Origin of the sequence: Desulfoluna sp., assembly GCF_030145185.1 — a bacterium.
Lineage (GTDB): Bacteria > Desulfobacterota > Desulfobacteria > Desulfobacterales > Desulfolunaceae > Desulfoluna.
Window position 1 is genome coordinate 1 of sequence record NZ_JAQYWB010000071.1, and the last position, 23,293, is coordinate 23,293.

Below are 23,293 nucleotides of genomic sequence, written 5' to 3' on the forward strand. Positions count from 1 at the left end.
CCGCCCCCTCCCCCCCCCCCCCCCCCGATATCCAAGGGGGGGGCGGAGCCTTTCTCCCCTTTCTCCACGAGAGTCAGCCGTTTAACCCGATCATTTCACGGAAAAACGATCCTGCCTCAGCAATAAGACGTCATGACAGGCTGTGACTGTGAAACAGTCAGATCGTTGTAAACGACAAAATGTCATTTACTGTTTCTGCTCGATTTGTAACTATTCAGCTATCCATTTTTTCTTTATGACCCCGGTCTGGCAGCACCCTACGCTTTTCGTCTTCCCCGCGCAGGTAGAAGGTGCGGGAGCCGCACCCTACGCGGTGATGAAAAGACGTGACGTATTGGCATTTGAATCTTTCTGTCATTTGCCTCGAACGACCTGGCGAAGGCAAACTGAATAGTTACCTCGATTTTTACCCTCCGGGCGAGTCGCGCGGAGTATCCGGGATAAAGACGAACACACCATACCGTGTCCCAAACACCGGCCTTCGGCAGAAGACAAAACCAAAAAGCCCCCTGAAGGCATGCTTCAGGGGGCTTTTTATTTACGGTCATCTTTTGGAAGGAAAGGGCGAACCCTTGTCTTATTCGACCTTAAAGGCCGCGATGGAATCCATCATGGTTTGAGCCGTTTCTTCCATCTCGTTCATCCTGGCAGCGGTTGCCAGGCTGGCCTCGGAGGTATCGGAACTAATCGTCCCGATGGCTTCCATGGCCCGGGTAATCTTCTCAGATTCCATGGCCTGGGCTTCAGAGGTTCGAGAGATTGAACCAATGAGCTCGGCGAGCTCTCCGGAGACGTGCTGAATATCCTCCAGTTTGGTGTGGGCGTCATCGGCACGCTGGGCGCCTTCAACCACCCTCTGAATACTGGCATCCATACTGGCGCCAGCCTCGGTGATCTCGCCCTGGATGTTCTTCACCAGGGTGTCGATCTGTTTGGTGGAGTTGGTGGACCGTTCGGCAAGGCGCTGAACTTCCTCGGCAACGACAGCAAAACCCCGGCCCGCGTCTCCGGCCATGGCTGCCTGGATAGAGGCGTTCAAGGCCAGAATAGAGGTCCGGTCGGCGATGTCGCCGATGATCTGCACGATGTTACCGATCTCCTGGGAACTTTCCCCGAGTCGCTTGATCGCCCGGGCGGTCTCCTGAACGTTCTCACGAATCGCGGACATGGATTCGTTGGTCTTGTTAACCGCCTCGGCCCCTTCTTTGGCGTTTACGGTTGATTTTTCAGACACCGCGGCCGACTGGACGGCGCTGCCGGCAACCGTTCGAATGGTGTCTGCCATCAGGTTAATGGACTGGATGGCGGCCGCAATCTGGCTGGCCTGCTGAGTACTGGTCTCGGCCAGTTTTTCCGTGGACTCGTGAACCTCCCCGGAGGTTACCGTCACACTGCCTGCCGCGACCTTAACGTCCTGAACAACACGACCGATCTGCTCGGCCATGAGGTTAAACGAGTCGGCGATGGCCCCGGTCATGTCTTCGGTCACCTCCGCACGAACGGTGAGGTCCCCCTCGGTAAGACCGGAGATCTCTTCCAGAAGCTTCATGACGGTGTCCTGAATGGCATCACGCTCTTCACGGCTCTGGATCAGAGACAAGGTGTTGTCGAGCATGGCGTTAAGACTCTCGGCCATGACCCCGAGTTCATCGTGGCTCAAAATCTCGGCACGCGCATCAAAGTTACCCATCCCGATCTCACTGAACAGTTCCATGATTCCACGAACCGGTCGCATAACAATCCGATTGGACAACCCAAGGACAAAGCCGATACTCAAAATAAGGGCCACCACCGCCCCCACGGAAATTTCCATGATAATGGTGTTGATGGGTCGCAGTACCTCGGCCTCACTGACCGACATGGCAACGGTCCATCCGGTTTTCGGACTTACTTGGTAAATATAAAAGGCATACGAGTTATCACGCGCTCGATAGGCCCTTCGGATGCCGTCCTTCGGATTCTTAAAGATGGAGAAGAAGTCCTCACCGTAGCCTTCAAGCTTGGTGATGGGCTTCCCGATGTACTCTTTACTTCGGGCCCCGGAAGCAATCAGGATTTGATCACGGCTTACCAGAAGGGCGTTGGCACTCTTATACGGTTTCAGGGCCGCCAGTTTCCCCGAATAGGCCACCAGAGAACGGTCGATCCCGGCGACCCCCTTGAACTGGCCGTCAATGATCACTGGCACGGTCACCGAGGTGACGGGCTCGCCTTCTTTCGTGATGTAGGGCTCGGTAATCGTCACCATCTTATGCCCGGCACGGCTGCCGGTACCGGAAAACTCTCGATAAGCCTTCTGGGGTCCGGTGTACCACTCATAGGTGAAGGCACCGGCACTGGTAGGACGAATACGCACGAGGGCTTTGACCAGGGGATCCACCCAGCTGGCGTAAGGGACAAAACGCCCGTCCCGACAGTGGACCGTATCATTGACATAAAGGCTGTCCTGGCCGTCGGCGTTGGGCTCCAGGTTGACATAGGCCGCTTGAATGGTGGGAAAGCGGTCCAGGTAATCGCGCATGACGTCCACCGTCCTCTTACGGTCCCCGAAAACACCGGTCTCCTGACCGGAGGCCAGGGACTCGGCCAGGGCGGTCATGGATCCCATCTCGGCGTCCAGACCCTCAACGATAAGCTCAAGTTCCGTCGCCATGAGCTTCTTACTGTTATTGATCAGGTGGTTACGATACGAGTTGATCACCACCGTCAGGGTCACGGCCATCAGCAGGAACACGATGGTAATAATGCCCACTGACAGCTTGGTGCCGACCTTGAGCGTTTGAAAAAATTCTTTGATTCGTTGCAATGCGACTCTCCTTCCAGGAGTTGACAGCCTGAGCACGCTCAGGACAAGCGTCCAACAAAAGTCCGATTTCCAGGTTTGACAGGGTAGAACAGGGAGTGAGGATCAAAGAAGATCCGCAATGGCCTGGAGGTATTCTCCGGTGTCAAAGGGCTTGGTCATATAACCGTCGGCGCCCTGCTTCGTCCCCCAGAACCGATCGCTGTCCTGGGTTTTACTGGTCAGCATGATGATCTTGATATCCTGGGTATCGGGCGCTGTTTTCAACTGCCGACAAACCTGAAAACCGTTCTTCTTGGGTAGAATCACATCCAGAATAATCAAGTCGGGATGCTCCCCGGTCGCTTTCTCAAGGGCCTCTTCCCCATCCACGGCCGTGATCACCTGATAACCTGCCTCAGTCAAGGGACCAATCATAAGAATCATATTCGTCGGGCTGTCTTCGACAACCAGAATTTTATGCTTTGCCATTATCTCACTCCAAACTTACTCAAAAAAGCCATGCATGAAACAAGAGATCGTTTCCACCGGCCTCCCGCAAGGGGAAAGCCGCAGGATGTTCTCTCCTGTCGAACCCTTTCACGGATTCTATCTTTTCACGAACTGATCGATCCCTTCGTCTTTCCATACTCTCAACGTCTTTTCATCCTTGGGGCTGATCTTCACCCCAATGGCGTTCACCGGGACATCATGCTTCTTCTGAACATCAATCCAATTTTTCTTCACAGAGCTGTCGATTGTCATGGTCAAATTCCTCCTAAGCGTCTCATGTATATGAACATTAAAAACATCCGTCTCCTCGTCATAGCGACGGGGGGGGACAGAAAAAAGTCTTTTCTCACTAAAACTCATCCAGCAGAGCTTCAATACCCTGCTGCGTAAATGTATCTGGACCTTCCGGACCGACAACAGACACAGCAACGCGTCTGAGTGCCTTAATAAGCGGGCCTCCAGCAATCTCCCCGAGTGCCCCACAATCAACGGTATCAATGGCGGCCAGGATCTCTTCACCGGGAAGAGAGCGGCCAAAATAGAAAGACTGGGTCGCCAGCCGACTCATCCGGGTGCTCGAATTTTCTGAGGCGATGAGGTGCTGCGCCCGGGTCTGCATCCGTGCTTTCCAAAGCTCCTCTTCCGAGACCGGCTCATCCCCGGAGGCCAGCTTCCACAACTCCACCAGGATAAGACCCAAAACCTGCACGAGGTATTCCGGTGCCGTGCTCCCCTCCACTACGAAGATCCCGTCGTCGACGTAGGCATGGTATTCCGAACCAATCTGGTAAACCAGGCCCCGCTCCTCTCTCAATCGCGCATAAAGCCGGGAACTCGCCCCGCCTCCGATGAGACTGTTCAGCAAATGGACCCGGTACCGCCCCTCGTCGGCATAGGGCAAACACCTGAGGCCAATGGAAAAATAGGCCTGTGACACGGGGACATTTTCGACCACCACCCCTGGGTTAAAGGACGGGGGTGAGCTGACGCACGGCGTCCCCTCCCCCATCAACCGCCAGAAGGCATCCCGAACCTGAGAGATAAAATCCTCGTGGTTCACATGGCCCGCAGCCGCTATAATCATGCGATTGGGGAGGTAATGCCTGTGGACAAAATAGATCAGGTCCTCACGGGTCAACCGACGAACCACCTCCGAAAACCCGGCCACCGGCCGCCCCAGAGGATGGTGGCCCCAGACTTTGGCTTTCAACGCCGTATGGACACGGCAGGAGGGGATATCCCCGTCGCCGTCAATCTCGCGTAACACCGCACATTTTTCCCGCTCCAGCGCCTCTTCCGGGAACTCGGAGTTGAGCAGGATGTCCCCCATAAGGTCCAGGGCGTACGGGGTATAATCGTCTAAAACCGTCGCGGTATAACAGGTGTAATCCTTGGTGGTGAAGGCCCCCATCTGACCGCCGGATTCGTCCATCATCAAGGCAATGGCCCGGGCGTCACGACTTCCCGTGCCCTGGAACATCATGTGCTCCGCGAGATGGGCCAGGCCGTAACTTTCCGCCGATTCATTCCTTGGACCGGCATCGATCATGATCCCCACGGATGTGGAGCGTGTCTCCGGCATGGATTCCGTCACCACGCGAATCCCGTTTTCAAGTGTCGTCGCTGAATACACCGTTTAACTCCCCACTCAGAATCTGTTCAAGATGCGGCACAATCAACAGCCCCTCTTCCCATCCATACACCCCCTTGACCGCAGACAACCGGTCTGCCGCCAGGTAATCACCCGCCACAAGCGGTTCTGTTTTCGGCACGCTGGAGAGCATCCGACAGCCTGGGGCGATTCGCACAAGCACACGTTTCCAGTGCTCCGGATCATCCACAGGGCCTGTTTTCTTGACCACCAGCCCGCGCGTGCCCTCATAGGAACACCTCTCTGTTGCCAGGCCGAGGAGCACCTCTATGGAGAGTACCGGTAAGGCAAGCCCGCGCCAGTTCGCAATCCCATGGATATACGAGGGAGCAAAGGGAACCCTCGAGAATTCGAGGGATCCGAGAATATCCTCTACCTGGGACAGGCTGAAAAGAAAGCAGATCGGGTCGCCCTCAGGCGACGTTCCCGCAGCCGGAGCTATAATCAGTGACCCCGAGGTGGCCCCTTGAAAATCTCTCATTTCCATTGGTTTCTCTTTTCACTAAGACGAACAAAATAATGAGCCCGCTCAAAACGCGGACCCGATTCCAACTCATGGATTGCTCTTCTCCAGAGCAACGTCCTGCCTGCTGAGCGATTCCGACACATCGGACGTCAGGTCGGAAACGAAGGTCTTCATCATGCTGCCCACCACGCGCTGGACGACCCGCTCCAGCAACTCCGGGGTCAGGGCCTTTTCCAGCGCAGCGGAGAACCCGCCCAGAGGTTCGGTCCCCGGTGGGAGAACCGGTGCAGCCGTTTCCAGGGGCTCCCTCTCAGAGGCAGCGTCCCCCCATCCGTCCACCGCAGGAGACACCTCCGTCTCCACATCCACGGTCTCATCCGGAGCAAACTTAAAATGGGCCCGAGACGAAAAAGCCGCCGTCATGGCAGACTCATCCTCCTCGGCAATAAAATCGTTCTCGGAGACTTCGGCTTCCGCCATGGCCTCCGGTTCGTCCGCAAGCGCGGCCATCGCCATTAAATCAGGCTCATCGGCGGCATCCACCCAATCGAGGGAAAAAGCCGTCTCAGAGACGTCGGCCTCCGCCATGGCCGCCGGTTCGTCCGCAAGCGCGGCCATCGCCATTAAATCAGGCTCATCGGCGGCATCCGCCCACTCGAGGGAAAAAGCCGTCTCAGAGACGTCGGCCTCCGCCATGGCCTCCGGTTCGTCTGCAAGCGCTGCCATCGCCATTAAATCAGGCTCATCGGCGGCATCCACCCACTCGAGGGAAAAAGCCGTCTCAGAGACGTCGGCCTCCGCCATGGACGCCGGTTCGGGTGCCAGCAAATCGGGCTCATCGACCGGAATATCCCGCTCGGCGTCCGGCTCCACCCGCTTCATCTGTGCAGAAAAAACGGCCCGTTCCACCGCAGCCGGGTGAATCAGGGGAACCCACCCCTCGGCTCCCCGCAGAACCTGGGGGAAGACCTCTTTTGCCAGACCGCTGAAAACCGGGGGCATCTCTGAGACGTCTGCCTCGGATCCCTCCATGACGCCGCTGATCCGATCCACGGACAGGGCGAGGGTGCCGCCCTCAAAACGAACAATCACAATTTTGGAGTCCACGGCGGCGTCAGGCAAGAGGCCACCCTCCCCCATCAGAAGCGAGGTGTTATAAAGTGGCACCGTCTTTGACTCATGCGACACCGAGCCCAGCCGTAGTGGCCGTTTCTCGTTCCAGGAAGCGGGCTCCCCCTGTTCAATGGAGACCACCGAGGTCATCGCCACGCCCAGGTTTAAGCCACCAACGGCAAAGGACAAATATTTAGGCATCAGATTCCCCTTTTCGGGCCATGTCCACACATCGCTCTGTCAATACCGACCTCAACTCTCATGTCCACCGACCCCGTCATTTTACCGTTAGACTCTGAATCAAGGTCAAAAATTCTCCGTTATCAAACGGTTTCACCACATAGCCATCGGCCCCTAAGTCCCTCGCCTTATCGCGATACTTGGCTGTGGACCGCGAGGTCAACATGATCACCGGAATATGTCGATAAGCCGGATGAGAACGACGCGCCCCGAGAAATTCATAACCATTCATCCGGGGCATCTCCACATCCAGAACAATCAAATCCGGGGTCTTAATCGCCAATTTTTCCAGAGCCTCGACCCCATCCCGGGCCGACGTGGTTTTCCAGCCCTGCTCCTCCAACAGCCGGACCACCACCTGACGCACACTGACCGAGTCGTCCACAACCAGAATTTCAAGGGGAGACTCCGTCCGCCCCGCCCCGGTCCGTGCCGCTGGAAGGGACGTCTCTGCGTCATCATCGAAGAGCTCGCTGACATTAAGGATCGGAACCAGGCTCCCATCCCCCATCACCGTGGCCCCGGAAATGCCCTTCACATATTGAAGGTGGCTGCCGAGACTCTTGATGACGATCTCCCGCTGCCCGAGCAGAGTATCCACGGCAAAGGCCGCCGTCCTCTCAGCCGACACGACCTTGAGTACCACCGGGCTCTCCCCCACGCCGTTCCGACTGGACGCCGCATCGGCCAGGCCCAGGGACCGGGAGAGGTGAAAGAGCGGAAAGACCTCATCCCCCACCCGCACCGACTCCATGGGCTCATAAATCATGTTCTCCGGGTACACCCGCAGGATATCGCTGATCTCATTCAGAGGGACCGCAAAGGTCTGGCCTCCGGCCGTACAGAGAATGGCGCGGGTCACGGCAAGGGTCAGGGGAATCCGCACAAGAAGGACCGTCCCGTTGCCTACCTCAGGAGACGAGATACGCACCGAGCCTTTCAACTCCTCGATGTTGGTCTTCACCACATCCATGCCCACCCCACGGCCAGAGGTCTCTGTAATCTCCTCCCGTGAGCTGAAGCCCGGAGTAAAAATCAGTGGCACCAGGTCGTCATCGCTCAGGGCCGCGGCATCTACCCCCGGTATCTGCCCCGCCTTCTGCCGAATCGCCCCAAAGTTCAAGCCCGCCCCGTCATCCCGGATGCGGATCAGCACCTGGTTTCCCTCCCGTGAAGCAGAAACGACAATGACGCCGGTCTCGGGTTTCCCGGCCTCTTTTCGTGCCCTCGGGTCTTCAATACCGTGATCCACGGCATTGCGCAGGATATGAAGGAGGGGATCGGCGAGTTTTTCCCAGATCACCCGGTCCAGTTCAATGCCCTCCCCGCGGATGGTCAGACGCACCTTGCGGCCCAGCTTGTCGGCCACCTCGCGAACCGCCCGGCGCATCCGGGTCGTGACCACGGACATGGGCGCCATGCGAATGTGCATCAGCTTTCCCTGAAGCTCACTTAAAAGCACCCGCTGCCGGGTGATATATCCCTCAAAATCACTGTGAAAGTTCTGCATAACCCCATGAATCTCGCCGATGTCCACCGACGCCTCGGCGAGGTCCCGAAGCATGAGATTAAATTCGGAATAACGGTCCAGCTCCAGGGTATCGAAATCGCTGAAGGCATCCGCGCCTCCTCCATTCGCAAGGCCCGCCGCCGCTCCCGGTTGTTGAATGGCCTTGACCTCATAGCCCACCTCAAGGTTTCGAGAGGTCTCCCGCAGACGGGCCCGGGAGAGATCCAATTCGGCCACCGTCCCCAGGAAAGCGTCCAGTCTCTGGTCAAAGGCGCTCAGGGCAATAATCTGTTCGGAGGCGAGGTTGACCAGTTCATCCAGCTTTTCCATGCCCACACGGAAAGTCCCGGAGCTCAAGGGAGCCAAGGGGCTGGCGAGAGGTTCCTCTACCTCCAGTATCTCAAGGGACTCCGGCACCCTGGAATGGGAATCGAAAATGCCGGCGGTCTCCTCCAGAGGCTCGACCGTCTCGCCCCCCAGGCCGCGGGCATCACCAGAAGCAGAAGACAGGCCAGTGAGGCGCGAAAACTCACGTTCCAGCTCTGCCATCTCCTCGATGCGCACGCGCGCCGGATCGGACAGGTAGAGCGCCATGATATCTGTTGCCTTTAAAAGGGCCACCACCGCATCAGGGGCCAGGGTCACGGCGTCTTCAAAAAGCCAGTCCAACAGGTCTTCGACCCGATGCGCCCAGGCCGGCAGCCCGGTCATGCCCACCAGGCTAGAGGCCCCCTTGATGGTATGAACCGCCCTTCGAATCTGGCGAATCATCTCTTTCTCATCCGCCCCGATGTCCATGCGGCAGACCACACGGACTTCAAGGGCGTCGAGGTTTCGGTTGATCAGCTCAAAGTGCTCTTCCACCTCTTCATAAAAAACAGCGATGATTTCAGGTGCCACAAGACTGGGCCCCTTCTCAAGGGCGGGTTCCCCGACCGGCATTTCCGGTGCCTCTGCAAGAAGAAAGTCCTCCTCACACGGCTCCGGTTCCAACTCGGACATCTCCGCCGAGAAGGGGTCAAAGGCCGCCACATCATCGGCCCCCGACAAGGGACCCGGCCCCTCCGACACCTCAAAATCAAGGGGTGCCTCGGCCTGAAGGAGCGCCATCTCTTCATCCTCAGAGACAATAAGAGCCTCGTCCTCGGGAAACCCCGGCGAAAAGGCAGCCTCCGCGTCATCGTCTCCCAGCGCATCGAAGAAAGAGGCCATCACCTCTTCATCCCCGGACTCGGGCAGCCCCCGGAGACGCCTGAACACCCCCACCGCCTCGGTGACGATGGAGACCTCGCGGTCACGATCCGTCACCTCGCCTTTGACAAAGGCTTCAAAACAACCCACCGTCCACGCCATGGCCCCGAGTAGCGGGGCATTCACGAAGAGACCGCCGGTCATCACCTCCTCCAGCGCATCTTCCATCTGCGACGCCGTATGGCTGAGACTGATCAGCCCCACCAGGGACGCCGCGCCATGAATGATATGAACCAGTCGATGAAGCTCCTGGATCACCTCGGATCGATCGGGCTCATGGTGAAGCGTCTCGATCCCGCTGTGGAGCGAAGGGATATACGTCTTCACTTCATCGATAAACCCGCTGACAATGCTGCTGTTTTGAGATCCCACGATACTATACGTTCCTCATTTTGACTGTCGTAACGGCCTTCTCACCCCGAATCAAACCCTCCGGAAGCGGTTCATCCTCTCCGATGTCAGCAAGAGCTCAACATCAAGCAGATAAAGCAGTGAGGCATCGGTTGTCGCAACCCCCGCCAGATAAGGCGTGATGTCCCCCTTCGTAAAGGGATTGGAGATCAGGTTCGCCTCGGTATCGCCCAGGGAGGCAATGCCCGCCAATCGATCCACCCGAAAGCCAACCTTCATGCAATCATTGTGCAAAAGAATCATATGGCCCCCGGCAGTGCCCGTAGAGGCGCTGCGGCCAAAAAAACGTTTCAAATCCACGATGGAAACGACGTCCCCCCGGATATTGCTGATCCCGGAGACCCAGGGCGGAAGATTCGGCAGACGGGTGATGCCAGGGAGCCGACCCACCTCTAAGGAGGCGCGAAGGGGCACGGCAAATTGGACCTCATCCACGACAAACCGGATATACGGCTCCGAACCGCCGCTCAATACATCGGATTTCGCTGTCACGACGCCCTCCGCATCACTCTCGGAGCACTTCGGGTCCACACCGTCAATCGTGATCTCGGCCAGCAGCTGCTCAAGGGGAGGCGAGCTCCCGTTGCCCGGATTCGTTCCGGCCAGGCTTTTTTCTCGTTCTTCCATGCTTGATAAATCCCGTTTCCCGCTAAATGTGTCTGACGATGGTTCGCAACAGATCGTCCGGGTTGAAAGGCTTGGTTAGATACGCCGCTGTGCCTGCAATCTTCCCCTTCATACGGCTCATAAACCCGTCTCGGCTGGTCAGCATGATCACGGGAATATTCTTAAGGTCTCGTTTGTTCTTGATAATGGACAGGATCTCGTACCCGTTCATCTTGGGAAGAATGATATCCAGCAGGATCAGATCGGGCTTCTCTTCACTGAGCTTGCTCAACGCTTCAAGCCCGTCAACCGCTTCAATGATCCGATACCCTTTCAAATTGAGGGTCACCGCAATGACCTTGCGCGTGGTGGAGCTGTCCTCCACCACCAGAATCGTCTTTCCTTCTCCGGCGGCATCCACGGTCGACGCCTCTTGCAACTCTTCCGCCTCCGCCACCTGGTTCGAGGCCATCCAATTGAGATAGAGTTTCAGCTGATCCGAGAAAAACGGCTGGTCCCCGGCAAGGGCCACGGTATCGTTTAAGAGTTCAAGGGTCCGGTCCATGTCCCGGATGTTGCAGTGGGCCATGGCCATATAATAGGAGGCATAAAGATTTCGGTGATTCTCCCGCTCCATGACGTGGGAAAGTCGCTTTACCGACACATCCACCACCCTGGAATTGCACCGCGAATGATCGCCCGCAAGGGCCCCCCGAGTAATCAGAAGATGGAGACCGCACGCAGAACACTGCCGTGCATTCAGGTTCAATGGAGCCCAACAGAAAGGGCACCGCTTGACCCGCGTATCGTTTACAGTACGCTTCGCCCGGTCAAACCGAACTTTCTCTTCCCCAATCTCATCGTCATCTGGAGCCAGGCGAATAGCCCGTTCAATGGCCGATTCAATCCCCTTCATGGACCCTAATGTTCGGGAATACCACAACCAGGCTCTGTGCAGCGTTCTGTTCTTATTAAGAATACCGATGAGGAGTTCCTGGCCCCGTTTGAACCGAAACCCCTCAATATGCGCCACCGCCTCTGCACAGGCCTTGGACTCAAGGATCCGCTCATCCTTTGTCTCATCCTTCATCCGCTTGCCGTCGAGGAGCAATTGCATCATGGAGGTATGAATGCATTTAGGTTTGTTGCAGAATTTAATGATCTCTATCTCCGGAGAATCCCAGGCAATAAGCTCCAGGGCGGCCTTGTAGCCTTTCACATCCCGAACTTCCGCATCAATGATTTCACCGTCTCTGGAGTAAAGAAACCCTATACGCCCCTCAGACCTGATCTTTAGAGTCCAGGTTTCCTGATTCATATCTATCAGGGTAAATATACTGTCGAGGGAAAAACCCCTTACATAATCGTGGGAAGTACCAGCCAAAATCACCACCTTATACGCATATGCTTCATATTCACTGATGCGTACAGTCGTACCGTTGTTTATGTCTCAACCCAATCCAAATCTGCCGTTGTACTCGTCTCAATTAAATCATTCGATAGCTGTCACCGAAATTATATTAAGCATAAAATAAGCCAAACAGATTCATACACGCCTGATTTACCGAAACACGAGAAGTTAAATCATGGCTCTCTTCACAAAAACAACTTTGACTACAGAGAGATATAAAAAAAACTTACGCACAAATAAAATAGTATTTTTTATCTACACCAAGTCTACTACCTCGATTGAACGGCGGTCACTTCCGGCGAGGAATCCTGTATAGTGAACAATTATCCACAATGCAAAACACGCAGGATCCCTGAGTCCTGAATAGCGTCCATGATTCAAAACAGAACAAAAACAAAAAAACGGCGAGCGCCATCCTGAACGCGCAGCATCTCCTATGAGGCTAAGGCAGAAATATAAGCTTGAGGAATAAAACGGAGAAAGGAGGAAAAAAAACGAACAGAGCCCCTTGGCGTACCGCCATGGTCCTGCACGGCAGGGGCTCTTCGTATGCGAACACCGGAAACTGAACCGAGTCAGCCCCGAGGGAGTCGATCAACGCACCTCACGTCATCAGTGGGTCAAAATTTTACTCAAGAAAAGCCGGGTACGCTCATTCTCCGGGTGGGTAAAAAACGCCTCGGGCGTGTTGGTCTCCACCACCACCCCGTGGTCCATGAAGACCACCTCGCTGCCCACCTCGCGGGCAAAGCCCATCTCATGGGTCACCACCACCATGGTCATCCCCTCTTTGGCGAGGGCCACCATGACCTCCAGGACCTCGTTGATCATCTCCGGGTCCAAGGCGCTGGTGGGTTCATCAAAGAGCATAATCCGGGGTTTCATGGCAAGACCACGGGCAATGGCCACACGCTGCTGCTGGCCACCGGAGAGTTGAGAGGGGTACGCCTCGGCTTTATCGTGAATACCCACCTTAACCAGCAGCTCCATGGCGATCTCCCGTGCCTCCCGCTCACCCATTTTGCGCACCTTTCTGGGGGCAAGAAGAACGTTGTCCAAGACCGTCATATGGGGGTAGAGATTGAACTGCTGAAACACAAACCCCACTTCGGTACGAAGCTGGGTTAAATTGGCTTTCGGATCATGGACGGCGATGCCGTCCACCACGATGGAGCCGGAGTCAATGGGCTCCAGGCGATTGATACAACGAATCAGGGTGCTCTTTCCCGACCCGCTGGGGCCGCACACCACCGTCACATCGCCAGCCCCCACGTGAAAATCAATGTCCTTGAGGACATGCAGGTCTCCGTACCACTTATTTACTTTATCAAACTGAATCATCCGGCCTTGCTCCCGATGAATTGCTGGTGATGCCCCCGTATCCGGGCAAGGGTCATGCGTTGATTATTTTGTAAAAAAAAGATTGTTGATGACAATGAACCAAAAGTCAATAAATCAATCAGAAGGGACGTGAGGACAGGCAACACAAGGGGGTGGGATTATCAAAGGGGATCTGATAGAACAAAAAAAGATTCGGGTGGCAAAGGTCGCCACAGGATACGCCGTTAGGAGGAGAGGATCGAATGGGAAGATTCGAGCCTCAAACGTATCGCAATGCCCTGTTTCACCGCATCGACAGGACGTCATCAACGCCCTTTGTCACCCGGAATCCATAAAAAAGACTGGCCCGGAGATCAGGCCAGCATGGCCTTGGCCAGCTTGCTTGCAGAGCCGGCATCAGCCGCATAGGCGTCCGCCCCAATCGCATCGGCAAAGGCTTGATCCACAGGAGCTCCCCCCACCATAATCTTCACCCCGTCACGCAATCCGGACTCGCTGATCTGATCCACCGTAGACTTCATCATGGGCATGGTCGTGGTCAGAAGAGCAGAAATTCCGACGATATTAGGTTTCTTCTCACGTATCGCCTCCAGAAAAGTCTCTACCTCGACATCCACACCCAGATCGATGACTTCAAAGCCGGCACTCTGCATCATCATCACCACCAGGTTTTTTCCAATGTCATGAAGGTCCCCCTTCACCGTGCCGATCACCACTGTGCCGGCTGAGGTTGTGTCTCCTTCGGAGAGAAAGGGTTTCAGAACCTCCACGGCGGCGCCCATGCACATGGCGGACATCAGCACTTCGGGGATATACATTTCACCACTCTCCATGCGGCTCCCCACCACGTCCATACCCGCAATCAGGGCATCAGACAAAATGGTTCCGGCCTTCATCCCTCCATCCAGCGCCTCCTGAACATTCCGAACAAGCGCTTCATCGTCTCCAGCAATCAGGGTCTCAGTAATGGTCTTTAAATCGGCCATGAACGTCTCCATATTGATTATCTTGTGTTACCCCCGGCCATCGGCCGGGAAGTTCTGCTGATCCGTCTCAACCGCAACAGGTCCGCGGGGAATCATATAAAACACGAGCCTATAAAAAATCAGCCCAGTCGTTTTTCAACAAAGGCCGACAATTCGGCTTCAAGCTCAGGGTCCAGTGTGGACTCAGGGCAGGCCGCGAGCCGCTCCTTGTAGATACGGTTCGCACGGGTCATGGCGTCTTCTGCCCCCTGCTTCTCCCACTTCTCATGGTTTTCCCAGTCTGAGACGGTGGGGCGCCATGCCGTTCGGCAGTTCTTCATGGTGGTGGGATGCATCAGGAAAGAGCCCTGGGGTCCGATGGCATCAATGAGCTCTGTGGACAAATCGGTATGAAACCCCTCCACCCCCTTCATAAAACGCAGCACGCGGCTGATCATCTCCTCATCCATAATGAACTTCTCAAAGGAGTTGGTCATAATGGAGTCCAGCACGCCGAGACACTCGTTTATGATGTGGGAACCGCCCAACATGCACTGCATGAGGTTCTGCATGGTTTCAAAGCCCGCCTGGGCGTCCGGCACCTTGGCATCGTTTAAGCCCGCCATGGTGCGGGTGGGCAGGTGATAGAGTTCCAGGGCCATCTGCAGGTTCACGATATTGATGAGATGGGATTCCGGCGATCCCGTCACGTACTGGGCATTCATCATGTTGGGAACAGCGGTGGCCGGCGCGTAAATAACCCCGGCACCGGGGGTGACCATCTGGCTGAGCACCAGCCCGGAGAGAATCTCCGAGTTCTGCAGCACGGCTGCCCCCAAAAGGCTCATGGGCGCCGAGATACCGGCCAGAGCGCAAGAGAGGACCGTCACAGGCTGATGGTGCCTTGCGTAGGTCATAATCGTTTCAATCGGCTCGGTATCAAAGGCAAGGGGGCTTAACGGGTTCACACTGGCATAGATGCTGGGATGATCGGCAAGATACCCCTTGCCAACGGCCAGCTCATACATCTCAAACATCTCTTCGATTTCGTGGCCGGGCTGGACGTTTCGTTTCAGGGGCTTGTCGGTGTGCTTTAAGGTCTCAAAAAAAATCCGTAAATGGCGCTCTTCGATGGGCACGTCGTTGGGCTCCACGGGAATGGCGCCGGAAATGGTGCAGACACTGCTCTGGTGGGCCAGCTTATAGAAATCGATCAGGTCCGCCAGGGTGGAGGAACGCCGACCACGATCCATGTCGTGGGTAAACACGCACCCGTTGCTTGGCTCCACATGGGTCCGGGTCTGGCCCTCGCCCAGGGTGACGCACTTTTTCTCATCACGCCCCCAGAGGGTAATGGACGAAGGAGCGGTCCCCAGGGATTTTTCTAAAAGGGCTCGGGGAATCTTCACCCGATGCCCATCCACCTGCGCTCCATTCTCCCTGAAAAGGGCCAGGGCCTCATCCGACTTGAACTCAACCCCCGTCGTCTCAAGAACCTGAACGGTTGCTTCATGAATACGGGACAATTCATCCGATCCCACCACGTTGATACGATTTGCCAATGCCATCTCGTTTCATCTCCTGCCACACGATTGTGTTACGGGGAAAGCAGCAGAAGGGACGCGCCTCCCTTCTGCTGCTATGGTTTGCTTTTTTCGACCTCGTTTCTTCTTTGTTACCTCAAAAGATCCGGCAGTCACCGCCCACCTGACCGGGCCTGCGATGCTGCCGGGCTTTGGCATCGTCCCTCACGGGAGAGGGCTAACCCGGATATTTCATGAGAAAACAATCAGAACTAAGGATAACCTGTAATTACAGTTTCTTGCAGTAATATTTTCAGTTGTTTCAAAAATGCAAAATGTAATTCACGGTATTCTGTCTGATTTTCTCACCCTTCGGGCGAGCCGGGTGCACTCATCTGCCGCGTTATCAGAGCTTTGAGGTAAACCACTACATCTTCAGCCCTGATGCCTTGCATATGAGCGCACCCAACTCGTGAAATATTCGGGCTAAGCGGCCTGCCTCACTATCTCCTCCTCGAGAGACTCGGGGGCCGGGATCATTACCGAACCGCACCGGGTCTCATACTTGTGCAGGTCCTTTAGGAAAAAGTACCCGGCCCCAAGCATGATGAAGAGGAGAGGAAAGGAGGTGAGAACCGCCACAGCCTGCAGCGGCTTGAGACCGCCGACGAACATCAGACTGATGGCTGCCACACCGTTGATAACCGACCAGAACATACGGTTCCAGCGAGCCGGTTCCTTGTCCATGGGGAGCTCTTTGGTGCACACCGTGGCCAGAACATAGGAGGCAGAGTCCAGGGTGGTCGCGCAAAAGATGAACATCAACAGGATAAACAGGGGCGCCAGGATCTTGGCGAGGGGCAGGGCCGAAATCAGGGAGGCAATGGTCTGCGCGGGACCCTGTGCAGCCATCATGGCGGTCATGGACACGTCGCCGTTAAGCTCAATGTACAAAGAATACCCGCCGAACACGCCGAAGAAGAGAGCGCAGCCCAATGGACCCCAAACGAGAACGGCAATGCCCATCTCACGCAGGGTACGCCCTTTAGAGATCTTGGCAAGAAACACGCTCACAAAGGGTGAAGCGCCCAACCACCAAGCCCAGAAGAAGATGGTCCAACCCTGGGGCCAGCCGCTCTCGCCCGCGGTGTCGGTCCACAGAGACATGCGGATGACGTTGTCGAAGATCATGCCAATGCTGTTGACGAAGGTGTTTAAAATCCAGCTGGTAGGTCCAACCAAAAGCACCACACTCATCAGGATAAAGGCCAGGATCAGGTTCATGTCACTGAGCCGTTTGATACCCTTTTCGAGGCCGAAGTAGCAGCTGCAGCAGAACATGACGGTCCAGATCCCCACCACCACGATGTCCATGGTGAGGCTGGTCTCTATCCCAATAAACTTGGCGATGGTGGCCGACAGCATCGGGGTGCCGAGGCCGAGGACCGTCACCACGTTACCGAGGATGGCGAACATGATCAGAAGGTCCACAAAAATCTTGAACGGCTTGCTCTTCACGTGCCCATCAAAGGCAGCGCCAATGCTGAGACGCTTGGTCTTGCGCTGATAGTAGGCGTAGGAGATGGGCACTGCGAAAACAGCCGTCAAAGCCCAGGGCACAAAGCCCCAGTGAAAAATACCGTAGGCTGCGGCCCACTCCTGGGCAGCCTTGGAGCCAACTTCCAGGCCGAAGGGGGGGCCCTGCATGTAGTAGATGGGCTCAATAAAAGACCAGTAGATGAGGCCCGTACCAATGCTGCAGCAAAAGAGCATGGCCACCCAGCTGAGGGTATTGAACTCCGCTTTAGCGTCCGGGCCACCCAGGCGCACGTGGCGATAGGGGCCGAAAATCAGCCAGAGAAAAAAAATCACCGCTCCCACGGCAAAAATCATAAAGGTCCATCCCAGGTTCCCGGTGATGTACTTTCGGATGTCGGTCAGCACCACCAACGCCTGGTCCTGAAACAAGACGATGGGGATACAGGTGAGCAATGTCACCACCAGCGCTGAAAAAAACAGGACCGGTTCGATTTGTACGGGCTTATCCGTTGTGTGACTCAATGTGTCAATCCTCCTTGATTGGTTGAACTTCTTACGACCTGCGTACCCACAACATCTGTTTGCTTGTTCCAGACGTTACGCGCCCCCCTTCCAGACAGCCTGCCCAGGGCAGACGCTCTGATAATAAAAATGCCTGTGTGGTTCACTCCCACACAGGCATTCGTCTTGTTCCTCGCTGATCATCACACAGGCGTCCATACAAAGGGGCAGGACACAAGGCTTCGGGCTGGGTTCCAGCAATGTAGCTCGATACACGTGGGCCACCTCGTCGGCAGACACGATACAGGGCAGGGCAAGCACCTGACGCGTCGATGTGATGTGTGGTTGAGTAGTCATCATCGTCTCGTTTCGTTTCGTCTAATTTAACTGCGGCATATCCTCCAACCGTGGGATACCTTCACAATCGGTGACGCGCCACGTGAGGGATAAAGAGGGCAGAGGCAGATAGAAAACAGGCAAAAACCCACCCCTGCCAACCCGTCTCCTGTCGCCATGCAAGGCGTTAAGGGGGTATGCGTTGAAAACCCCTTTGATGGCTGCCTCAAAAAGGTCTCATCGCAACACCAGGGGCTTGAATTTCTTGATTCTTCAACACAGCCCTTTTAAAAAAACCCTGACCAGCGCATGGTGACATCTGGTATCGACTCTTCTTCTTTTATCGATGGGAAAATGCATGGAGCGTGCCACATGGCAAAGGGAGGGAGGAAGACAATGGGTAATTCAATAAGAAAAGCCCGCAAGGAGTGGCTTTCCCACCACTAGAATTTTATTTCTACTGCATTCGATGTCCTGAAGATTGTTCACTCACAACGGTCCCGGCCCCCCTCACATCTGACAATTTTCCAAATCTTTCGAAATTATGCAAAACGAGGTTCCCGGCACAAAACCATGCGTAAAGCATCCACCGTCTGAGCAGGCTTAACCCGGATATTTCATGAGAAAACGACGAAATAATAATGGCAGGTCATTACAGGCTGTTACCAAGGCAAGATATGGACATATCAAAAATGTAAAATGGTATTCACCGTTTTCTACTCACGTTTCGTGAAATATCCGGCTTAAACCATTGAGATAAAGGGAGGGGGGACAAAGGGGCTTTATATAAGAAAGGAGTGGGTCGTGGAGTCTGACCTAAATAAAAGAGGATAAAATAAAGGGAACGAGTCAGCATGTGCTTCCAGCGGCCCATGAAGGGCCACAGAAGGCACAAAGTAAAAAACCGCGTCGAAAGCCCGGGGCCATTGCGCCCGACCTCGTCCCTGGAGAAGGAAAGGCGCCGGAGCTAATCGTCGGGCAGAATTTTCTTGCGCTGATAACGAAAGGTGTGGTGGTTCAGGTTGAGCAAGCGCGCCGCCTTGGATTCATTGCCCTTGGCCATCTTCAAGGCCTCCGTGAAGTAAAAGGTCTCCATGGCATTTCTCACCTCCTGGATATCTACGCCCGTGGGCGGCAGGGGGGCAAACCCGGTGGGCCCGGACTCCATGATCTCTCCCCGGCGCACCTCCTCAAGCCCCAAATCCTCCACGGTGAGTTTTTCCCCACGAGCCGTCAACACGCCACGCTCCATCATGTTCTTCAGCTCCCGAACGTTTCCGCTCCAGCTGTAGATGAGAAGCCGCGCTTCCGCCTCTTCCGTCATGCCGGTGATGGGTTTACCAAATTTTTCGGAAAAGCCCTGCATAAAGCTCCGCGCGAGAATTTGCGTGTCCTCGCGCCGTTCATTAAGGGAAGGGACATTGATTTTAATGACCCCCAATCGAAAATAGAGATCCTTTCGAAAGGTTTCTTCCATGATCATCTTGTCGAGATTCCGGTTGGTGGCCGAAACGATCCGGGTTTTCACATGCCGTTTCACGGTACTGCCCACCTTATAGAACTCCCCATCCTCAAGAAAACGAAGGAGCTTGGCCTGGGTATCCAACCCCATGTCTCCCACCTCATCTAAAAAGAGGGTTCCCCCTTCAGCGGCCTCGATCAGACCGGCCTTACCCGTCGTACTCGCCCCGCTGAACGCGCCCTTCTCGTAACCAAAAAGCTCACTCTCAATCAGCTCCTTGTGGATGGCCGCGCAGTTCACCGTCACAAAAGGCCCTTTAAAATTGGGACTCCGATAATGAATCGTGCTGGCAATGAGCTCCTTGCCCGTCCCGGTTTCGCCTAAAATCAGCACCGGGGTATCCGGGCTCTTGGCCACCATGGCAATAAACTCCATGATGTCATGGATGGCATTGCTCTCCCCGATAAAACAGGGCATATTCTCCGTGAGCTGTCGCTCCTGAAGCGCCCTCACCTCTTTTCTCAAGCGAATGCTCTCCAGGGCATTTTCGATGGTGTTCTCAAGCCCCTCCATATGGATGGGCTTGATGATATAATCGTAAGCGCCCTTTTTCATACAGGTGATGACAGAGTTGATGTCTTCATAGGCGGTGATCATAATCACCAGAGCCTCGGGATGAATCCCCTTGATCTTGCCCAGGGCTTCAACCCCATCCATCCCCGGAAGACCAATATCCAGAAGGATCAAGTCCGGCGGCGCTTCCATCACCCCCACAATGGCCGTCTCCGCGTCGGCAAAGCCTTGAAGTGTATAGCGATCCGAAAGGGCCAGGGTGATGCCCTCCCGAATGGTCTCCTCATCATCTACAATAAATATATTAAAATCGATATCCATCATCGCGCTGAATCATCCCTGCTCTCTGGGTAAAAAACATTAGGCCTCTCTCCGGTTGCCACACCCCTTACCCCGGCTGCCCGACAGACACAGAATCCATGGGAAGGGTCACAACAAAACACGCACCACCCGATTCGCTATCCTCGACCCGAATGCTGCCACCGTGATCGGTGACAATCCGATGACAAAGGCTGAGACCAATGCCGGTGCTGTTGTTTTTGGTCGTAAAAAAAGGCTCGAAGATACGATCCCGCTCCTCGCGGGGCACTCCGGGACCGGTGTCCTCCACCTGAAGAACAATGGTGGAGTCCCTTTGAAAGGTGGAAACCCGGATCCGCTTCTCCCAGGGCCACGCTTTCAAGGCCGTGGCCGCATTGGTAATCAGGTTAAGGGCCACCTCTTCGATGAGCTGTGCCTCAGCCTGACACAAAGGAAGAGCTTCGTCCATCTGCTGCTCCACATGAATATTGCTCTTGGTAAGAATCATCATGGACAGGGCCAGGGCTTCCCGCACCGGCTTATTGATCTGGGTCAGAACAATTTTGGGTTCACACGGTTTCGAAAAGTTCATCACCCGGCGAATCACGGACTCAATCTTCCCGGAGGCGGATCGAATCTGCCTGAAAACCGGTTCAATCTCAGAGATGGCTCGCCCGGCGGTCATTCTCTTTTCCAGGGTGCTCATATAAATGTTGATGCCTGAAAGAGGGTTCCGAATTTCATGGGCAATGCCCGCCGCCACGTGCCCCAGGGCCGCCATCTTTTCCTGGGTCACCAAAAGGCGCTCCAGCTCCTTGGCCCGGGTAATATCCATGCTGTTGATCAGCATGGCCGCCTCCCCCTGGTGTTCGATGGGGTTGGCTCGACAGTTCACCCAGGTCAACGGCCCTCCATCGCCCTCTGCAGTGAACCGAAACTCAAGTTCATGAAGCCCCGGGGTGGCCGCGTAAATGGCCCCATAAAAGGCTTTCACCGCCTCGACATCATCCGGGTGGATGCTCTCATAATTCTCGGTGGAAAAAGGCATGAGCAGACCCATGATCCTTTTCTGCTCTGGGTTGCTGTACACCACCTGCCCGGCCTGAACGATGGTGATGCCCGTCAAGGCACTCTCCACCAGGTCTCTAAACCGTTTTTCGCTCTGCTTCAAGGCCTCCTCGGACCGACGCCTCTGAACCATGCGCCACATCCCTGCCATCAGGAGAGTGACTTGCCGCTGATCCGCGGTATCATAGGGGACATGCTTGTTCCCCACCCCAGCAACGACCACCACCTCTCCCTGCCGCACCACGGGAATATTCATATAACGAACGACAGACCCCATCCCATCAGGGATCCCGGCCATCTTGGGGTTCGAGGTCAGATAATCGTTGGTGATCACCGGAGCCTGGGTGGTCAGGGCGTTGCCCCACAACCCTTTGTATGCATGCGGAAAGCCTTCCGGCGTCCGACGGGAGGTCCAATCCCTGCTGGACGAAGAGGAAAGAGAGTTCAAGGTAAAAAGCCAGCCTGTGCTGTCGGCAAAGGCCAGGTAGCCAAACCGACTTCGGGTCAGTTTCACCGCCTCCTGAACGGCAAAGGCCATGATCTCATCCAGGGAGGCATCCGTCATCTGATTCAGCTGCAGCAGGGCCTCCAGCCGTTTCTCATTAAATCGCAGCTCCTCGGTACGCTGGGCCACCTGCATTTTCAATGTCCGGTTGATGGCGATAACGGCCGCCATCACCACCACCACCATCAACAGCATGGAGGCCACCACCGTCCAGAAGGTGGGGTTTCGATAAAAAGGCGTCTGCTCCAGGCGCACCCACTTCTCGTAGATGGCCGCCCGCTCCTCTGGGGTAATGAGAGCCACCCCCTTGGCCATGATCGTCCCGAGAAGAGGCCAGTCATTTCGTGTTGCGATGCCCAGCTCCACCTTAAAATCAATGGTTCCCGCCAGCCTCAGGTTGGTAATCTGCTGGTTCTCAATGACAAACAGGGCGTTGGGGACCTCCATGATCATGGCGTCGAGTTCCCCGAAGGAGACCATGCGCATCCCTTCTCGACCACTGGAAACAGGGACCAGATTCAAGTCCGGATACGTCCCCTTGAGGTACTGGTACACAGCGTAACCGGCGGGCACCCCGATGGACATGTGTCGCATTCGTCCCAGACTCAATACGCCCGAAACGCTCTTTTTGACAATAATGGTATTGGAAAGGGTAAAAAGAGGCGGGGTCCAGTCGAGATACTTCCCTCGCTCCCGGGTTTGGTGAGCGACACTGATCAGGTCCACCTCCCGTCTGCGTGCCAGGGTCAGCACATTTTCCCAGGTGTTGATCTTGATCACGTCGAACTGAAAGCCCAACCGCTCTTCCAGGAGGTGCATGTAATCGGCGACCATCCCATTGTAGACCCCATTTTTATCGAAAAATTCAAGGGGCTCCCAGTTGGGAGACGGGGCCAGCCGGATCTTACCGTCATGTTCGGTAAGCCATTGCCGCTCCTCAGAGGTGAGGGGATCGACTTGGGTGCCTGCGTAGACCAGGGACCGTCCCGGCAGAAACATCAAACCCAGGAAAAACACGGTAACTATTAAAAAAACAGGGGGCCTTTTCACAAAAAAACATATCCCTTGGGTTAAATAAAACACACCCTGCTCAAGGGCTCAGGCACCACGCAGCCTGCGGCAGAGCGGACCGCCATGGCCGCCTCAAAACGGCCCGTCACAGGTGGGCGTATCCATGGGTGACATGACCCTTCAGAGGTATCACACACAGGGAAGAAAAACCAACT

15 protein-coding genes are annotated in these 23,293 nt (G+C 55.5%); all 15 read right to left on the bottom strand.

Features of this window, described 5'->3' with window-relative positions:
- Positions 1–577: 577 nt before the first annotated feature.
- The 15 genes from Q1Q75_RS18485 to Q1Q75_RS18555 all read right to left on the bottom strand — a co-directional run bounded on the left by Q1Q75_RS18485 (position 578) and on the right by Q1Q75_RS18555 (position 23,066).
- Positions 578–2,806, bottom strand: coding sequence for a methyl-accepting chemotaxis protein (locus Q1Q75_RS18485; protein WP_300673699.1), 2,229 nt, complete (start codon positions 2,804–2,806; stop codon positions 578–580).
- Positions 2,807–2,908: 102 nt separating this feature from the next.
- Complete coding sequence (locus Q1Q75_RS18490) at positions 2,909–3,274, bottom strand: response regulator (protein WP_300673701.1); 366 nt, start codon at positions 3,272–3,274, stop codon at positions 2,909–2,911.
- 117 nt (positions 3,275–3,391) lie between these two features.
- On the bottom strand, positions 3,392–3,547 hold the full coding sequence (locus Q1Q75_RS18495) for a hypothetical protein (RefSeq protein WP_300673702.1): 156 nt from the start codon (positions 3,545–3,547) through the stop codon (positions 3,392–3,394).
- Positions 3,548–3,644: 97 nt separating this feature from the next.
- A complete protein-coding gene (locus tag Q1Q75_RS18500; protein WP_300673704.1) occupies positions 3,645–4,928 on the bottom strand; it encodes a pitrilysin family protein in 1,284 nt (427 codons plus the stop codon).
- On the bottom strand, positions 4,906–5,433 hold the full coding sequence (locus Q1Q75_RS18505) for a chemotaxis protein CheW (protein ID WP_300673707.1): 528 nt from the start codon (positions 5,431–5,433) through the stop codon (positions 4,906–4,908). Before Q1Q75_RS18505 ends, Q1Q75_RS18500 begins: the two co-directional genes overlap by 23 nt.
- 66 nt (positions 5,434–5,499) lie before the next feature.
- Positions 5,500–6,726, bottom strand: a complete 1,227-nt coding sequence (locus tag Q1Q75_RS18510; protein WP_300673710.1) for a chemotaxis protein CheW — start codon at positions 6,724–6,726, stop codon at positions 5,500–5,502.
- Between the two features lie 76 nt (positions 6,727–6,802).
- Positions 6,803–9,898 carry a response regulator gene (locus tag Q1Q75_RS18515; RefSeq protein ID WP_300673712.1) on the bottom strand — a complete coding sequence of 1,032 codons (3,096 nt, stop codon included), beginning with the start codon at positions 9,896–9,898 and terminating at the stop codon, positions 6,803–6,805.
- A 51-nt stretch (positions 9,899–9,949) separates the two neighbouring features.
- Complete coding sequence (locus tag Q1Q75_RS18520; protein WP_300673715.1) at positions 9,950–10,564, bottom strand: chemotaxis protein CheW; 615 nt, start codon at positions 10,562–10,564, stop codon at positions 9,950–9,952.
- Positions 10,565–10,586: 22 nt separating this feature from the next.
- Positions 10,587–11,927 (bottom strand): response regulator, encoded by a 1,341-nt coding sequence (locus tag Q1Q75_RS18525; protein WP_300673717.1) that lies wholly within the window; start codon positions 11,925–11,927, stop codon positions 10,587–10,589.
- Between the two features lie 639 nt (positions 11,928–12,566).
- A complete protein-coding gene (locus tag Q1Q75_RS18530) occupies positions 12,567–13,295 on the bottom strand; it encodes an amino acid ABC transporter ATP-binding protein (RefSeq protein WP_300673719.1) in 729 nt (242 codons plus the stop codon).
- A gap of 353 nt (positions 13,296–13,648) precedes the next feature.
- Positions 13,649–14,281, bottom strand: a complete 633-nt coding sequence (locus tag Q1Q75_RS18535; RefSeq protein ID WP_300673720.1) for a cobalamin-dependent protein — start codon at positions 14,279–14,281, stop codon at positions 13,649–13,651.
- Positions 14,282–14,400: 119 nt separating this feature from the next.
- Positions 14,401–15,828: a trimethylamine methyltransferase family protein gene (locus tag Q1Q75_RS18540; protein ID WP_300673721.1), complete on the bottom strand. Its 1,428-nt coding sequence runs from the start codon at positions 15,826–15,828 to the stop codon at positions 14,401–14,403.
- Positions 15,829–16,269: 441 nt separating this feature from the next.
- A complete protein-coding gene (locus Q1Q75_RS18545) occupies positions 16,270–17,844 on the bottom strand; it encodes a BCCT family transporter (RefSeq protein WP_300673722.1) in 1,575 nt (524 codons plus the stop codon).
- A 1,282-nt stretch (positions 17,845–19,126) separates the two neighbouring features.
- The gene (locus tag Q1Q75_RS18550) at positions 19,127–20,518 is read right to left on the bottom strand and encodes a sigma-54 dependent transcriptional regulator (RefSeq protein WP_300673724.1); all 1,392 of its coding nucleotides are present in this window, start codon (positions 20,516–20,518) and stop codon (positions 19,127–19,129) included.
- Between the two features lie 64 nt (positions 20,519–20,582).
- The gene (locus Q1Q75_RS18555) at positions 20,583–23,066 is read right to left on the bottom strand and encodes a transporter substrate-binding domain-containing protein (protein ID WP_300673726.1); all 2,484 of its coding nucleotides are present in this window, start codon (positions 23,064–23,066) and stop codon (positions 20,583–20,585) included.
- Between the last annotated feature and the right edge of the window lie 227 nt (positions 23,067–23,293).

Excerpts from the sequence above, each read along its gene's own strand:
- Q1Q75_RS18490 (WP_300673701.1), bottom strand. The coding sequence starts at position 3,274 with ATGGCAAAGCATAAAATTCTGGTTGTCGAAGACAGCCCGACGAATATG.
- Q1Q75_RS18555 (WP_300673726.1), bottom strand. The coding sequence starts at position 23,066 with ATGTTTCTGCCGGGACGGTCCCTGGTCTACGCAGGCACCCAAGTCGAT.
- Q1Q75_RS18505 (WP_300673707.1), bottom strand. The coding sequence starts at position 5,433 with ATGGAAATGAGAGATTTTCAAGGGGCCACCTCGGGGTCACTGATTATA.
- Q1Q75_RS18535 (WP_300673720.1), bottom strand. The coding sequence starts at position 14,281 with ATGGCCGATTTAAAGACCATTACTGAGACCCTGATTGCTGGAGACGAT.
- Q1Q75_RS18540 (WP_300673721.1), bottom strand. The coding sequence starts at position 15,828 with ATGGCATTGGCAAATCGTATCAACGTGGTGGGATCGGATGAATTGTCC.
- Q1Q75_RS18550 (WP_300673724.1), bottom strand. The coding sequence starts at position 20,518 with ATGATGGATATCGATTTTAATATATTTATTGTAGATGATGAGGAGACC.
- Q1Q75_RS18520 (WP_300673715.1), bottom strand. The coding sequence starts at position 10,564 with ATGGAAGAACGAGAAAAAAGCCTGGCCGGAACGAATCCGGGCAACGGG.
- Q1Q75_RS18495 (WP_300673702.1), bottom strand. The coding sequence starts at position 3,547 with ATGACAATCGACAGCTCTGTGAAGAAAAATTGGATTGATGTTCAGAAG.
- Q1Q75_RS18530 (WP_300673719.1), bottom strand. The coding sequence starts at position 13,295 with ATGATTCAGTTTGATAAAGTAAATAAGTGGTACGGAGACCTGCATGTC.
- Q1Q75_RS18510 (WP_300673710.1), bottom strand. The coding sequence starts at position 6,726 with ATGCCTAAATATTTGTCCTTTGCCGTTGGTGGCTTAAACCTGGGCGTG.